This is a genomic window from Vicingus serpentipes, assembly GCF_007993035.1.
GTDB classification, from domain to species: Bacteria; Bacteroidota; Bacteroidia; order Flavobacteriales_E; family Vicingaceae; genus Vicingus; species Vicingus serpentipes.
The window spans coordinates 62,849-77,360 of the sequence record NZ_VOOS01000002.1; the positions used below are offsets into that span (position 1 = coordinate 62,849).

A 14,512-nucleotide genomic window follows, 5' to 3' on the forward strand; every position below is an offset into this window, starting at 1 on the left:
TTAATTATAGTGATTTCTTCCAGCATCTTTTTCTTTTGTGCTGAATGTTTTCATAGTTTTTCCAGTTTTGAATTACTTTTTGATTTGTTTCAAAAATACCAGTTGTTTCCATTTCTGTTACACCGTATTTTTCCATTACTTCATGTAACTCATAAAATAAAACTGCTGTTACGCCTTTTGCTTGGTATTTAGGTAAAATACCTGTAAGCATTAAGTCTATTACTTTAGGTTTTTTTAATGCTTTATTTAAATGATACCATCCAAAAGGGAATAAGCTTCCATTTGCTTTTTGTAAACCTTCAGAAAGGCTAGGTAAACCAATGATAAAAGCGATTAAATTATCCTCTTCATCAAATACTAATTTAACGAATTCAGGATTAAGTAGCATTAAATATCTTTTTACATAGTAGTCAATCATTTCTTTGTCTAATTGAACAACACTATGTAAATCTTTGAAAGCTTCGTTTAAAATTTCAAATAATTGAACTGCGTATTCTTGTAATTCAGAATTCTTTGTAAAACTTTTAACAGTAAGATTGCTTCTTTTCTTTACAATTTCAGCACCTCTTTTTGCTTTTTCAGGCATCCCTTCTAAAAACAAACGAAATTCTATCCAGTCAATTTCTTTTTCGTAACCTAATCTTACTAAATGTTCTTGGTAATAGGGTAGGTGATATTCAGAAGCGGCAGAAGGTAAATGATCAAATCCTTCAACTAACATTCCTTGATGATCAAGGTTTGTGAATCCTAAAGGACCTTGAACTTCGGTCATTCCTTGGTCTTTTAGCCATTTTTCAGCTGTAGTAAATAATTTATCTACGACTTCTTTATCATTAATAAATTCAGCTCTAGAAAACCGACCAACCTTTGTGTTCGTTTTTTCGTTGTATTTATCATTGATTATCCCTCCAATTCTTCCAACGCATTTACCATCTTTATAGGCATTCCAAAATTTTGCGTTACAAAATCTAAAAGCTGGATTATGCTCTGCTTTTAAAGCTTTTATTTCGTCTTTTTTAATAGGAGGTACCCAAAACTTGTTGTTTTTGTAAATTGTAAACTGAACATTTACAAAGTCTTTGTAATCTTTTTCAGTTTTAACTTCTCTAACTTCAATCGCCATTATAATAAAAAATATAGAATCAAATTTAGGGCTTTATTTTTCAACTTTAGTTAAAGATGAATTTAAAACCAATTCATGAATTAGCGTTTCTAATTCTTTTAGTTCTTTTGGGCCACCAACTCTATCGAGTATAGATTTTGTTTTACCATCCATATTCACATCAATAATACATGATGGAAAATCAGTAACATTACTGTCGTATTTATCATCTAATTCAAAAAAGTTAATTGAATTAATTTTTTCTTTAATGCTATTAATATCTTCTTGGCTAATTGTTCCGTTGTGTTCTCCAATATAATCTACAAAAGATTTTCCATTAAAAACAACATTTCCATTATCATAAATATCAACCATGTAAGCTGGACATTTTCCATAGCATGGAGTTCTTTTCATTGATACAAACGGATTATCAATTTTATCTTCGGTAATCACTTTTGTTTTTTCAGTTTGTTTGCAAGCAAATAAATTAATTGCTAGGGTAAGAATAAGTAATAGTCTCATAATCTTTATTTTTTCTTTTTTCTTTCTTGCAATTGTTGTGCCTCTTTCATTTTTGCTTCAAGTTTAGCTGCAAAACCTGATTTCTTTTTAGGTTTTACTTTGTTAGATTGAAGTTTTGCTAATATTTTATCTTCATCAACGATCCATTTTCGAATAACCCATTGTTGAAGAATAGTAATAATATTTGCTATTAAGTAATAAAAACTTAAACCTGCGGCATAACTATTAAAGAAAAATAGCATCATTATTGGCATTAAATAAGTCATCATTTTCATTTGACCTGCCATTGGGCCTTCCATAGCTCCAGCTGTCATCTGACTATTAGCCTTAGTATAGAATATCATAGATATTGCCATTAATAAAGTAAATAAACTTACATGGTCTCCATACATTGGAATGCTAAAAGGTAATTCATAAATAGAATCATATGTAGATAAATCTTCTGCCCATAAAAAGCTTTTTTGACGCATATCAAAAGTAGCAGGGAAAAATCGGAATAATGCAAAAAGAATAGGCATTTGAATTAACATTGGAATACATCCTGCTAATGGATTAACGCCTGTTTGCCTGTATAAACTCATTGTAGCTTGTTGAAGCTTCATTTTGTCTGTTATCTTCTCCTTTAGTGCGTCAATTTCAGGTTTTAACACCCTCATTTTTGCACTACTTAAATAAGTTTTCCATGTAATAGGAAAAAGAAGAAGTTTAATTGTAAAAGTCAATAAAAGTATCACCAATCCAATTTGTAATCCAAATGAATTAAAGAACAAGAATACGTTACGTATTATGTATTTATTAACTTGTTTAATTACTGGCCAACCAAAATCTATAGAATTTTCAATTCCATAACCAACATCTTCTAAAATCTCATATTTATTTGGTCCAAAATAAAATTGCATGGCAAAACTTTCTTGAGAACCACCATTGAAAGGAATAGTTAAGTCTGTCCCCATGCCTTGAACATAATTTTCAGATTGACCTTCTTCGATTTCTATTGTTTTAATTTTTGCATCAGTTTTTAAGAACGGAGTTTCAGTTGCAATTAATGTAGTGTTAAAGTATTGTTGTTTAAACATTATCCAATCTACAGTAGCATCTAAATTTTGCTCTTCATATTTCATTGGATTGATGTAATCCATATCACTATTATTATACTGGAAATAAATAGTACTTATGTTTTTTTGATTTGCAATAGTCTTTTCTTGACTTGGTGTAAACATACTCCAATTCAAAAATAGATTAGAGTGAGGGGATAATATTTTATCAAATCCAACAGTATTTACATTAAAATCAACAACATAAGAATTACCTTTTAAAGTGTATAAGTATTCAATATATTGGTTTTTTGAATTTCCATATAATTTAAATGATATACTTTTTTCATCAGTACCACTAATGTTAAACTCAGTTTCAGCTGTTTCAAAATAAAGGTCTTCAGTGTTTATTTGGCGAATACTGTTTCCTCCAGTTATTCCTGGGATAGTTAATTCAATATTAAAACGAGACGAATCTTCATTAAACAACATTAATGGTAGAGAATCGTAAGTATGAAAATCTTTTAGTTCTACAGAACTAACACGTCCACCTTTATTAGCTATAGTAACTTTTATTTTTTCATTCTCAAATGTAAAGTTTTTACTTTCTCCCTTTAATGAGTTTGTAAAAGGACCATATTGAGTAAGTAAGGCAATTTCATGTAAGGAGTCTTTTTCTACAAATTGATTATCAACAGAAAGAATTTCTTCAGATTGTTCTGCCGGAACTACAGCATTTTCAGTTGTATTTTCTTTTTCAACTTGTTCAGTTTGTTTCTTTTTAGCTAACTCTTTTGCTTTAAGTTCTTCTTCAGTTGGACTTGTTATATAGCTAAATATTAATAGTATAGCGCTAATTAGAACTAGTCCAATTATCGAATTTTTATCTAATCCTTTTTTACTCATTTAGTTTATTTGTGTTTTTAAATTACCTTCTTTTTTTGTTGATTTTTCAGCTAAAGTAGTAGCCTTTACAAAATCAATAAATAGAGGATGTGGTTCAGTAACCGTACTTTTATATTCAGGATGGAATTGAACACCAACAAACCAAGGGTGTGAAGGTATTTCAACTATTTCAACTAAATTATTTTCAGGATTTATACCTGTAGCTTTCATTCCTTCTTTTTCGTATTCGTTTAAATATTTATTATTAAACTCATAACGGTGTCTATGTCGTTCAGAAATATTTTTGTTTTTATAAGCTTCAAAAGCTTTTGATGATTCTTTAATTTCACATGGATAAGCTCCAAGTCTCATTGTTCCACCTTTTTTAGTAATAGAACGCTGCTCTTCCATTAAGTAAATTACAGGGTAGGGAGTGTCTGGATACATTTCAGTAGAATGAGCATCAGTTAAGCCTAGAACATTTCTACCAAATTCAATAACAGCACATTGCATTCCTAAACAAATTCCTAAAAATGGTATTTTATTTTCTCGAGCATATTTAATTGTAGCTATTTTACCTTCAATACCTCTTTCTCCAAAACCTGGTGCGACTAAAACACCATCTAGTTTACCTAATAAAGATTTCGCATTTTTGTCATTAACATCTTCAGAGTGTATCCAAACAAGATTAACATTGATTTGGTTTACTGTTCCAGCATGTATAATTGATTCTGTTATTGATTTGTAAGAGTCTTTTAACTCAATATATTTTCCAACAATACCAATATTTACTTCAGTCTTAGGGTTTTTAAGTTTAAATAAGAACTGTTTCCAAGCAATAAGTTCAGGTTCTTCGTTGTATTCTAATCCTAATTTATCTAAAACAACTTTATCTAATTCTTCTTCTAACATTAAAAGAGGAACATCGTAAATAGTTTCTGCATCTATTGCTTCAATTACAGCTTTTGGAGCTATATTACAGAACAAAGCTACTTTCTCTTTAACATCGCTAGGTAGTTTATGTTCAGTTCTCAATGCTAAAATATCTGGTTGTACGCCTGATTCTAGCAATGATTTTACAGAGTGTTGAGTTGGTTTAGTTTTTAACTCACCAGAGGTAGCCAAGAAAGGCACTAATGTTAAATGTAAAACGATACAGTCAAAATCTGGTTCCCATTTTAATTGACGTACAGCCTCTATGTATGGTAATGACTCAATATCACCAACAGTTCCACCAATCTCAGTAATTACGATGTCGTATTTACCAGTTTCACCTAAAAGTTTAATTCTTCTTTTAATTTCATCTGTAATGTGAGGTATAACTTGAACTGTTTTACCTAAATATGCTCCTTCTCGCTCTTTGTTAATTACATATTGATAAATTCTACCAGTTGTAACATTATTTGCTTGAGATGTTGGTACATTTAAGAAACGCTCATAATGCCCTAAATCTAAATCAGTTTCAGCTCCATCATCGGTTACAAAACATTCTCCATGCTCATAAGGGTTAAGAGTTCCAGGGTCAACATTAATGTATGGGTCTAATTTTTGAATCGTTACAGAGTAACCTCTAGCTTGTAAAAGTTTTGCTAATGAAGCTCCAATTATTCCCTTTCCTAATGATGATGTTACTCCTCCTGTTACAAATATATACTTTGTAGATGCTGACATAAGTTTCTTTTATACTGAAAAATAAAGGTGCAAAGGTATAAATATTAGTAGTTCTGATAAGTATAAAAATGGTTTTTTTTAGAAAGATTTAAACATTGAAATTGTTAATCTTTTTACTTATTTAAATTTATTTACAAAGTAAATTCCAATAAGGATGATGAAGATGCCAAAAATCTGAATAAAATGAATTGTTTCTCCATCAATAACACCCCAAAATATAGCGAAAATTGGTATTAAATAAGTTACCGTTGATGCAAATACAGCTGTAGTATGTTTTACTAGTACGTTAAATAAAACTAGAGATAAGGCTGTTCCGAAAATTGAAAGTATAGATATATAAAAAAGAGAATTATAGGCGAGTGGATCATTTACAGTTGTTGAGACAAAATTTGTAGTAAAAAGATAAATTACTAAGGGAGGACCAATAAATAAGAAAGCAAAAGAGGAAACAATAATTGCACTGACATCTTGTAGGTATTTTTTAATAGTGTTTACACTAATCGCGTAACATATAGTTGCTAAAACAACATAGGCGCCATAACCAAACTCATCATTTTTAAAATTTAAGCCATTAGAGCTTAAAAGTGTAATAGCACCAATAAGACCAATAAAAACACCAATAAGTTTTATTTTGTTAGTAGCAATTTTAAAAACTACAACCCCCAATAAAATAGTAAATAACGGAACTAAGGAGTTTAGCATGCCAGCTAAAGAGCTAGAAATACCTGTTTCTGCTTTAGTGAATAAAAATGCAGGAATACCATTTCCAAATAAACCAACCAGAAAAAAATATTTTAAATCTTTTTTATTAACCTTTTTAAGGTTCTTAAATATTAAAGGAAGGAAACAAATAAATGAAATAACTAATCGTAAAGTTGCCACTTCATCATGAGAATATGCAATTAAACCTCGTTTCATTAAGATAAATGAACTACCCCAAATGAATGCCAAAAAAATTAACACTAGCCATTGTCCAAGAGGTTTGCTTAAATCGAATATTTTCATGGCGAATAATTCGCGCAAATGTAACTTAATTGAAAGTGATTTTTTGTATTTTTGTATTTTAAAAGATATGAGAGTTGAATTAAAGATAGAAGGATTGAGTTGTGGGCATTGTGTTAATGCTGTTACTACAATTTTAAATGAAATGAAAGGTGTTGAAAACGCTATGGTTTCTCTTCCTGATTTAGCATTTGTTGAGTTTGATGAAAATGCGGTTTCTTTAGAAGAATTGAAAAAAGCAATAAACGATTCAGAAATTTATAAAGTATTATAAAATGAAAAAGGTAATTAAAATAGCGAGTATTTCATTAATATTATCGCTTGCTGCATGCGGAACTAGTTCTAATAATGATGAAGTTAGTGCTGAAGCATTAGAAGTATTGCAAGAAAATGTAGTAATTGCAGATTATAAAGTTGATGGAATGGTATGCGCAATGGGATGTGCTAAAACTATTGAAGATGAAATTGGAGGGATGAATGGTGTTACGGTTAGTAATGTTGATTTTGAGTCAGGAAAAGCTCATTTTGAATTTGACAAAACTCAAACTTCTGAAGCTGATATCAAAGCTAAAATTGCAACTTTAGCTGATGGACAATACATTGTTGGTGAATGGTCTGAAGAAGAGGTTAAAGAAACTGAAGAGTCTGAAAATATAGAAGAGTCATCTGATGAAACGTCTGATTTAAGTGATAAAGTAGAAGTTTCTTTTTCAAATTTTGAGATACCTAATTTATTTACTTTATTAGTTAAAAGTTTATAATATGAGTTTAAAATAATTAAAAGCCTCGATTTTATCGAGGCTTTTTTTGTAGGAAAAAATTAGAATTCAATTGTTAACTTTGAATTTAAATATTTTATATGGAAGAGACTAAAAATAAGCCAGTAATAATCTGGTTGCTTTCAGGATGTTTATTAATCTTTTTGATGGTAATTGTTGGAGGGATTACGAGGCTTACTAACTCAGGTTTGTCAATGGTAGATTGGAAATTGATTATGGGGGTAATTCCGCCAATAGGAGATGAGGCATGGCAAAAAACTTTTGAGCAATACCAGAAATTTCCAGAGTATCAAATGGTAAATTACCATTTTACATTATCTGAGTTTAAGTCTATTTTCTTTTGGGAATATTTTCATCGTTTATTAGGTAGGTTAATTGGCTTAGTATTTATTATTCCATTTTTGTACTTTTTATTAAAGAAGAAATTGTCTAAAAAATTAACATTACAATGCTTGATAATTTTAGGAATGGGTGCGTTGCAAGGGGCAATAGGATGGTGGATGGTGAAAAGTGGTTTAGTAAAAGATCCTGATGTTAGTCATTTTAGGTTGGCAACTCATTTAATTACTGCATTTTTAACTTTTGCATATACATTTTGGGTAGCATTAAATCTTATTTATCCTAAAAACAGCTCTAATTATAAAGGATTAAGAAGGGTGATTTATTTGCTATTTGGGATTACCATTTTGCAAATTATTTATGGGGCTTTTGTTGCAGGTTTAAATGCAGGTTTCATTCTAAATACTTGGCCTAAAATGGGTGGTGAATGGATTAGTGAATCTGTTTTTGCGATTAAACCAATATGGTTAAGCTTAATTGAGGGGCTGGCTGGAGTTCAATTTGTACATCGTTATTTAGCTTATTTTGTAGTTTCTATTGTTGCTTATCTATGGTTTAAAACCAGAAAAATGGAGGTATCGATTATCCAAAAACAAGGTGTAAATATTTTATTAATTGCAGTATTATTTCAGTTTGTATTGGGTGTTTTTACCTTGTTGTTTTCTGTTCCTATTTGGTTAGGAGTAACACACCAATTAGGTGCATTTTTATTGTTAACAGCAGTAGTATTTGTAATGAATACTTTTAAGAAAAACTCTTAAGATTTAGTTTTTCCATTCAAAAGTTTCAAATAAATGCTCAATATCTTGTTTAATAAAATTTAATACAGGTTGTATTGAATCTTGGTTAGGAGCATTATTGAAATATAGAGATCCTCTTAAAAAATGATTTGTACTATCAGTTAAGTGAAATTGGTATTCAGAAGCTGCATCACCTTTTATATCGTAAATTAACCCAAACATGTTTTTGTCAGGATTGTTAATTGTTTTTTGTTGAATATCTATTGCTTTTACAGTATGTTTAAAAGCGAGTGTTCGAGAGTCTTCAAGAAAAATATTAAGATCATTATTTACTGGTTTATAACTCAAATAAATACTTGCGTTTAATGAAGTGAAATTTATATTAAACCAACATTTGTTGTTAGGGTTTCTAGGATCTTGCTCAATATTTGCATAATCTGGAACTTCAAAGATAAAAGGACAATCTTTTTCAATTTTATGGTAGTTTTTTTCAGGTAAATCTATCCTAAAGTAGCCTTTTGGTTTTGGTGTATAATTTTCTTCATCACATGAAGTTAATAATAATGATGAAATTAAAAAAAAGCCTATAGTCTTTAAAGTAAGTTCTCTATTCATTAATTACCATTTTTACACGTTTAATTCTTCTTTTATCCGAAGCCTCAACTATAAAACTAAAATTTAAGAAATTAATTTTTTCATTTTTCTGAGGTATTTTACCAGAAACCTCAATAATTAAACCAGCTAAAGTGTCAGCTTCCTTTTTCATTTCAGTAAAAGGAGTAGTATCCTCTATATCAATAACCTTGCTAACATCATTAATTGATGTGTTAGCATCAAAAATATAGGTTTTATCGTCAATTTTTGAGTAGGCTATATCATCCTCGTCAAATTCATCACTAATTTCACCAACAATTTCTTCTATAACATCTTCGAGGGTTATAATTCCAGAAGTTCCTCCATATTCATCAACAACTATTGCAAGATGTATTTTTCGTTCTTGAAATTCTTTTAATAAGTCATCAAGTTTTTTATTTTCAGGAACAAAAAAGGGAGAACGTACTAAGGATAGCCAATCAAAATCATCATTATTATTTATATGAGGAATTAAGTCTTTAATATAAAGTACTCCTAGTATTTTGTCAAAAGAATCATCATAGACTGGGATTCGTGAGTGCCCACTACTTAGTATTGTAGAAATAATAGTATTAAAAGGAGTAGATTTTTCAACAGCTATAACATTTACACGAGCTCTCATTACTTCTGAAACATTTGTTTCACCAAATTGAACAATACCTTTTAAAATTCGATGTTCTTCATTGTCATTAATAATATCTCCGGTTAAATCTAGAGCATGAGATAATTCTTCTACTGTAATGTCATGACTTTTTCGTTTTATTCTTTTGTCAAAAATATTAGTAGAAAAAATTAGGAGTTTGCTTAATGGGCTAAATACTTTCATTAAAATATTTAATGGAGAAGACATGATTTGAGCTAATGTTAATGCATTTTTAGTAGCATAAACTTTAGGAACAACCTCTCCAAATAATAAAATTATAAATGTGATACCAATCGCTTGAATTAAGAAAACTAACCAGTCTGGTAAAGATTTAAAGTCAATTAAACTTTCAATAATGACAGTTGAAAGTAAAATGATAGCAATGTTTATAAAATTATTTGCTACCAATATTGTAGCGAGTAATTTTTTTGGTGTTGTCAATAATTTTTTAATCCTTAATAAAGGCTTGCTTTCTCCATTATTGATTAAATCTTTTTCAGTTGGGCTTAAAGAAAATAAAGCCACCTCAGAACCAGAAATAAGTGCAGAGAAAATAATTAAAACAATTAGCGATAAAAGATACGCTAAGGTTTCAATATTAAAAGATTGATTGAGTTGAGATAAAATAATTAAATTCTGGGAGGGATCGTCCAATTTCATTGTTAATTAATTAAACTAAAAGGGCAAGTCATCAGCAATATCATTGCTTTTGTCAATAGGAGGTTCATTAGATGTGGGAGAGTTTGTGTTACTAGGAGTAGAATCATCTCTTTTTCCTCCAAGCATTTGCATATTTTCTCCAACTACCTCTGTAGTGTATCTATTGCTTCCGTCTTTATCTTGCCACTGGCGAGTTCTTAATTTACCTTCAATATAAACCTGATTGCCTTTTTTAAGGTATTTTTCAGCAATTTCAGCTAAACCTCTCCATACTACAATATTATGCCATTCGGTAATTGTTTTTTTTTCACCTGAATTTCTGTCTTTATAGGTCTCGGAAGTAGCAATAGGGAAGTTTGCAACAGCAGTTCCACCCTCTAAGTATCTTACTTCGGGGTCTTTACCTAGGTTACCTACTAATATTACTTTATTTATTCCTGCCATATTTTACATATTATAGATTATCAAATGTACTCATTTTTACTTTTTAAAGATAAAATTTTCTATCAATTTAGGAACGGGGTATTTAACAATCTCTTCCTTAATTATTTTTAATTCATCATTTTGAACACAACTAATGTCATCTATTTGAATTGACCAAAAAGTTGCATGTATTTTTTGATGAGATAAAATATGTATGTATTCAATTGATTTTTGGATAGATTTATCAGTAAGAGTATTAAGTATTTTATACTGCTCTAAATTTAATTTTTCAAATTGATGGATAGGTTTAACTGTTTCAATTAAAGGAAAATCAAATAATCCTTGCCATATATCTTTTTCAGTTCTATTTTTTATAAGGGTGTGCTTTTTGTCTGAAAATACAAGATAATTAAAGAACCTGTTTTTAACTTTTGTCTTTTTCTCTTTTATAGGTAGAATAGATATATTATCGTTTTTTAATGCCAAACATTTTGAATTAAAAATACAGTTTTCACAATTCGGTTGTTTAGGCTTACATTGTAAAGCACCAAATTCCATTATAGCTTGATTGTATTCAGCAGGATTTTTTTTATCTATTAATTCTTCGGCTAATGCCTTAAATTCTTTTTTTCCTAAAGTGCTATCAATAGGAGTGTTTATATCAAAAAACCTTGCTAAAACACGATATACATTTCCGTCAACTACAGGATAAGACATGTTAAACGAAAATGAAGAGATGGCAGCAGCAGTATATTCTCCAACACCTTTAAGAGCTAATATTTCTTTATAATTAACTGGAAACGTTCCATTGTAATTTTTTTGTATGTATTTTGCAGTAAAGTGTAAGTTTCTAGCTCTTGAATAGTAGCCTAAACCTTGCCATAGTTTTAATACTTTCTCTTCTTTTGAGTTAGCTAAATCAATTATTGTAGGGAAATTTTCTATGAATTTCAAGTAATAATTTAAACCCTGATCAACACGTGTTTGTTGGAGGATAATCTCAGATAACCATATTTTATATGGATCAGTAGTGTTTCTCCAGGGTAAATCACGTTTATTTTCTTTATACCATTTAATTAATAAGCTGCTGAAGTCCATTAAAATTGTTAACTAGTCGATGTTTATATAAATTTTAGCTAAAATTAGAGAATGTTTTTTCTTGAATTGATTTAAACTTGTATATTTGCAGCCCTCAAAAAGATAATTAATTGAAATTTAAATAGTTAAAAAGATATTTTAAAATGACAAAGGCAGATATTGTTTCAAAGATTTCGGACAAAACAGGAATAGAAAAGCTAGCAGTACAAAGAACTGTAGAAGAATTTATGAAGGAAGTAAGAAAATCTTTAGAAAGTGGAGATAACGTATATTTAAGAGGATTTGGAAGTTTTGTAGTGAAGAAAAGAGCACAGAAAACAGGAAGAAACATTTCTAAAAATACAACAATTATAATACCAGAACATTTCATTCCATCATTTAAGCCTGCTAAATCTTTTGCAGAGAAAGTGAAAAAGAATGTGAAAGCTTAATACAAGCTTTATTGAAAAATAATAAGATATTAAAAATATAAAATAAAAATTATGCCAAGCGGAAAAAAAAGAAAGAGACATAAGATGTCAACTCACAAGCGTAAAAAAAGATTGAGAAAAAACAGACATAAGAAAAAGAAATAATTTTTCATAGTATTTATAGCTAGCGCCTTTGGCGTTGGCTATATTTAATCTTTTTAATTGCCGGTTACCTTTTAAGATATCCTTAAAAGGTTTTCTAGTATAAGTGTAAAAATACTTTAATGAGTGTAGAATTAATAATAGATTCTTCGCCTAAAGAGGTTGTTATTGCTATTCTTCGTGATAATAAGTTGTTAGAACTTCACAAAGAAAAAAACAATAATAGCTTTTCTGTGGGTGATATTTATTTAGCTAAGGTTAGAAAAATTATGCCTGGGTTAAATGCAACTTTCGTAAACGTTGGTTACGAAAGGGATGCCTTTTTACATTACTTGGATTTAGGACCGAAGTTTAATTCGTTTACTAAATATACTAGGGGTGTTGCAGGAGGATCATTAAATAGTTCTTCAATTGATTTTGAGTTCGAACCTGAAATAGAAAAGACTGGTAAGATTGAAAAAGTATTAAAAACTAATGATCAAATACTGGTTCAAATTGCAAAAGAACCAATATCTACAAAAGGCCCACGATTAAGTGCTGAAATATCATTAGCAGGCCGTTATTTAGTTTTAGTTCCATTTGCAAATAAAGTTTCTGTTTCCCAGAAATTAAAAGATGTAGATGAACGTGAGAGATTAATCCGTTTAATTAAAAGCATTAAACCTAAAGGTTTTGGAGTTATTGTTCGTACAGTAGCAAAAAATAAAAAAGTTGCTGATCTTCATGCAGATATGAATGATTTAGTAAGCCGATGGGAATTATGCTACAACGAACTGAAAAACGCTCATGCACCTAAAAAAGTTTTAGGAGAATTAGATAGAACATCCGCTTTACTTCGTGACTTATTAAATAAGGATTTTAATACTATTCATGTTAACGATAATACGGTTGCAAACGAATTACGTTCATTCTTAAAAACTATTGCTCCTGACAAAGAAAGCATAGTAAAGGATTATAATGGAAAAATGCCAATACTTGATAATTTTGGTGTTGAAAAACAAATTAAGTCTTTATTTGGTAAAAATGTCACACTAAAATCGGGTGTTTATTTAATAATAGAACATACTGAAGCTTTACATGTTATTGATGTAAATAGTGGGCAAAGAGGTAAGAAAAAAGATAGTACACAAGAACAAAATGCTTTAGAAGTTAATTTAGAAGCTGCAGAAGAAGTTGCCCGTCAATTAAGATTGCGAGATATGGGTGGTATTGTTGTTGTTGATTTTATTGATATGAAAGAAGCTGAAAATAGACAACTTTTATTTGACAAAATGAAAGAGTTTATGGAAGGTGATAGGGCAAAACATAATATTTTACCTCCATCAAAGTTTGGATTAGTTCAAATTACTCGTCAGCGTGTTCGTCCTGAAATGGATATAAAAACAGCTGAGAAATGCCCATGTTGTGGAGGAAACGGAGAAGTACATTCTACTATTTTATTAGTAGATGATATTGAGAGTAATTTGAAATACATTACTCAACAACAAAAAATTAAAAAGATTAGAATCAATACTCATCCATATGTTGAAGCTTACATTAATAAGTCTCAAGGCTTTTTTAAAGGCTCATTAAGAAAACAATGGGAAAAGAAGTTGAGTTGTTTAATAGATGTAGTTCCAACTACTGCTTATAGCCTTTTAGAGTATCGTTTTATGGATGAAAAAGGAGAAGAAATCCTTTTTTAGTTTTAAAAAATGAATTCCACAGACGCTTTAGGTGAAGCCTTAAAAGATGTTTATTTTAATTCTGCAGGAGAAGATATAATTGTAATATCGGACATTGCTGAAGATGATATTATACCTACAGACTATTTATTTAGAAATTACAAACAAATGCCTAAACTAGAGCGAAAAGCTTTAGATTTATGTTTTGGTGATGTTATTGATGTGGGAGCAGCAAGCGGAAGTCATAGTTTGTACTTGCAAGAAAAAGGGATAAAAGTTAAAGCAATTGATATTTCAATAGGAGCAATTGATGTGATGAAAGCAAGAAATATAGAAAATGCTGAATTGATTGATTTTTTTGAGTTGAAAGAAGAGAAATTCGACACAATATTATTGTTAATGAATGGGATAGGGATTGCTGGAACAATTGAGAAATTACCAGAATTCCTAAATCAATGTAAAAGCTTACTAAATCCTAAAGGTCAGGTATTATTAGATTCGTCAGACATAGCTTATATGTTTGAAGAGGAAGATGGTTCGAAATGGGTCGATGTAAACAAAAACTATCATGGTGAAGTTGTTTATCAAATGCAATATAAAAATACAATCACAGAAAAATTTAATTGGTTGTTTTTAGATTTTAATACCTTAAAAAATGAAGCAAAAAAACTTGGCTTAAAAACTGAAAAAGTAATAGCTGGTAGTCATTTTGATTTTTTAGCAAGGTTAACGCTTGAGTAATATT

General features: G+C 29.6%; 15 protein-coding genes. 6 read left to right on the forward strand and 9 right to left on the reverse strand.

Annotated elements, in window-relative coordinates; translation table 11 throughout:
• Nucleotides 1–4 precede the first annotated feature (4 nt).
• The 5 genes from FRY74_RS04230 to FRY74_RS04250 all read right to left on the reverse strand — a co-directional run bounded on the left by FRY74_RS04230 (nucleotide 5) and on the right by FRY74_RS04250 (nucleotide 6,219).
• Entirely contained in the window at nucleotides 5–1,123 is a 1,119-nt protein-coding gene (locus FRY74_RS04230) for a hypothetical protein (RefSeq protein ID WP_147098958.1), read from the reverse strand.
• 33 nt (nucleotides 1,124–1,156) lie between these two features.
• The gene (locus FRY74_RS04235) at nucleotides 1,157–1,624 is read right to left on the reverse strand and encodes a DUF6438 domain-containing protein (RefSeq protein ID WP_147098960.1); all 468 of its coding nucleotides are present in this window, start codon (nucleotides 1,622–1,624) and stop codon (nucleotides 1,157–1,159) included.
• A gap of 5 nt (nucleotides 1,625–1,629) precedes the next feature.
• Nucleotides 1,630–3,564, reverse strand: a complete 1,935-nt coding sequence (yidC, locus tag FRY74_RS04240; RefSeq protein ID WP_147098962.1) for a membrane protein insertase YidC — start codon at nucleotides 3,562–3,564, stop codon at nucleotides 1,630–1,632.
• Nucleotides 3,565–5,214: a CTP synthase gene (locus FRY74_RS04245; protein WP_147098964.1), complete on the reverse strand. Its 1,650-nt coding sequence runs from the start codon at nucleotides 5,212–5,214 to the stop codon at nucleotides 3,565–3,567. It lies immediately after the preceding gene.
• Nucleotides 5,215–5,331: 117 nt separating this feature from the next.
• Entirely contained in the window at nucleotides 5,332–6,219 is an 888-nt protein-coding gene (locus FRY74_RS04250) for a DMT family transporter (RefSeq protein ID WP_147098965.1), read from the reverse strand.
• A gap of 67 nt (nucleotides 6,220–6,286) precedes the next feature.
• Between FRY74_RS04250 and FRY74_RS12860 the strand changes: the two genes are divergently transcribed.
• From FRY74_RS12860 to FRY74_RS04265, 3 genes are all read left to right on the forward strand, one after another.
• Nucleotides 6,287–6,490, forward strand: a complete 204-nt coding sequence (locus tag FRY74_RS12860; protein WP_170227942.1) for a heavy-metal-associated domain-containing protein — start codon at nucleotides 6,287–6,289, stop codon at nucleotides 6,488–6,490.
• A 1-nt stretch (nucleotide 6,491) separates the two neighbouring features.
• Nucleotides 6,492–6,977 carry a heavy-metal-associated domain-containing protein gene (locus FRY74_RS04260; RefSeq protein ID WP_147098970.1) on the forward strand — a complete coding sequence of 162 codons (486 nt, stop codon included), beginning with the start codon at nucleotides 6,492–6,494 and terminating at the stop codon, nucleotides 6,975–6,977.
• Nucleotides 6,978–7,075: 98 nt separating this feature from the next.
• Nucleotides 7,076–8,095, forward strand: a complete 1,020-nt coding sequence (locus tag FRY74_RS04265; RefSeq protein WP_147098972.1) for a COX15/CtaA family protein — start codon at nucleotides 7,076–7,078, stop codon at nucleotides 8,093–8,095.
• A 3-nt stretch (nucleotides 8,096–8,098) separates the two neighbouring features.
• Here the strand turns inward: FRY74_RS04265 and gldD are convergent, their stop codons facing one another.
• The 4 genes from gldD to mutY are packed head-to-tail and all read right to left on the reverse strand — an operon-like array spanning nucleotide 8,099 to nucleotide 11,531.
• Nucleotides 8,099–8,689, reverse strand: a complete 591-nt coding sequence (gldD, locus tag FRY74_RS04270) for a gliding motility lipoprotein GldD (protein WP_147098974.1) — start codon at nucleotides 8,687–8,689, stop codon at nucleotides 8,099–8,101.
• Nucleotides 8,682–10,010: a gliding motility-associated protein GldE gene (gldE, locus tag FRY74_RS04275; RefSeq protein ID WP_170227943.1), complete on the reverse strand. Its 1,329-nt coding sequence runs from the start codon at nucleotides 10,008–10,010 to the stop codon at nucleotides 8,682–8,684. Before gldE ends, gldD begins: the two co-directional genes overlap by 8 nt.
• 15 nt (nucleotides 10,011–10,025) lie before the next feature.
• The gene (locus FRY74_RS04280; protein WP_147098976.1) at nucleotides 10,026–10,454 is read right to left on the reverse strand and encodes a single-stranded DNA-binding protein; all 429 of its coding nucleotides are present in this window, start codon (nucleotides 10,452–10,454) and stop codon (nucleotides 10,026–10,028) included.
• Nucleotides 10,455–10,490: 36 nt separating this feature from the next.
• Entirely contained in the window at nucleotides 10,491–11,531 is a 1,041-nt protein-coding gene (gene mutY / locus FRY74_RS04285) for an A/G-specific adenine glycosylase (RefSeq protein WP_147098978.1), read from the reverse strand.
• Between the two features lie 143 nt (nucleotides 11,532–11,674).
• Here mutY and FRY74_RS04290 point away from each other — a divergent pair, with 143 nt between their 5' ends.
• The 3 genes from FRY74_RS04290 to FRY74_RS04300 all read left to right on the forward strand — a co-directional run bounded on the left by FRY74_RS04290 (nucleotide 11,675) and on the right by FRY74_RS04300 (nucleotide 14,508).
• Nucleotides 11,675–11,962 (forward strand): HU family DNA-binding protein, encoded by a 288-nt coding sequence (locus FRY74_RS04290; RefSeq protein WP_147098980.1) that lies wholly within the window; start codon nucleotides 11,675–11,677, stop codon nucleotides 11,960–11,962.
• Between the two features lie 263 nt (nucleotides 11,963–12,225).
• On the forward strand, nucleotides 12,226–13,788 hold the full coding sequence (locus FRY74_RS04295) for an Rne/Rng family ribonuclease (protein WP_147098982.1): 1,563 nt from the start codon (nucleotides 12,226–12,228) through the stop codon (nucleotides 13,786–13,788).
• 9 nt (nucleotides 13,789–13,797) lie between these two features.
• Nucleotides 13,798–14,508, forward strand: a complete 711-nt coding sequence (locus FRY74_RS04300; protein WP_147098984.1) for a class I SAM-dependent methyltransferase — start codon at nucleotides 13,798–13,800, stop codon at nucleotides 14,506–14,508.
• Nucleotides 14,509–14,512: the final 4 nt, after the last annotated feature.

What these genes read in the sequence shown, in the direction of transcription:
- mutY (WP_147098978.1), bottom strand. Translation starts at nt 11,531, where the DNA reads ATGGACTTCAGCAGCTTATTAATTAAATGGTATAAAGAAAATAAACGT.
- FRY74_RS04290 (WP_147098980.1), top strand. Translation starts at nt 11,675, where the DNA reads ATGACAAAGGCAGATATTGTTTCAAAGATTTCGGACAAAACAGGAATA.
- FRY74_RS04245 (WP_147098964.1), bottom strand. Translation starts at nt 5,214, where the DNA reads ATGTCAGCATCTACAAAGTATATATTTGTAACAGGAGGAGTAACATCA.
- FRY74_RS04295 (WP_147098982.1), top strand. Translation starts at nt 12,226, where the DNA reads ATGAGTGTAGAATTAATAATAGATTCTTCGCCTAAAGAGGTTGTTATT.
- FRY74_RS04300 (WP_147098984.1), top strand. Translation starts at nt 13,798, where the DNA reads ATGAATTCCACAGACGCTTTAGGTGAAGCCTTAAAAGATGTTTATTTT.
- FRY74_RS04260 (WP_147098970.1), top strand. Translation starts at nt 6,492, where the DNA reads ATGAAAAAGGTAATTAAAATAGCGAGTATTTCATTAATATTATCGCTT.
- FRY74_RS04235 (WP_147098960.1), bottom strand. Translation starts at nt 1,624, where the DNA reads ATGAGACTATTACTTATTCTTACCCTAGCAATTAATTTATTTGCTTGC.
- FRY74_RS04230 (WP_147098958.1), bottom strand. Translation starts at nt 1,123, where the DNA reads ATGGCGATTGAAGTTAGAGAAGTTAAAACTGAAAAAGATTACAAAGAC.
- FRY74_RS04250 (WP_147098965.1), bottom strand. Translation starts at nt 6,219, where the DNA reads ATGAAAATATTCGATTTAAGCAAACCTCTTGGACAATGGCTAGTGTTA.
- gldD (WP_147098974.1), bottom strand. Translation starts at nt 8,689, where the DNA reads ATGAATAGAGAACTTACTTTAAAGACTATAGGCTTTTTTTTAATTTCA.
- FRY74_RS04280 (WP_147098976.1), bottom strand. Translation starts at nt 10,454, where the DNA reads ATGGCAGGAATAAATAAAGTAATATTAGTAGGTAACCTAGGTAAAGAC.
- FRY74_RS12860 (WP_170227942.1), top strand. Translation starts at nt 6,287, where the DNA reads ATGAGAGTTGAATTAAAGATAGAAGGATTGAGTTGTGGGCATTGTGTT.
- FRY74_RS04265 (WP_147098972.1), top strand. Translation starts at nt 7,076, where the DNA reads ATGGAAGAGACTAAAAATAAGCCAGTAATAATCTGGTTGCTTTCAGGA.
- yidC (WP_147098962.1), bottom strand. Translation starts at nt 3,564, where the DNA reads ATGAGTAAAAAAGGATTAGATAAAAATTCGATAATTGGACTAGTTCTA.
- gldE (WP_170227943.1), bottom strand. Translation starts at nt 10,010, where the DNA reads ATGAAATTGGACGATCCCTCCCAGAATTTAATTATTTTATCTCAACTC.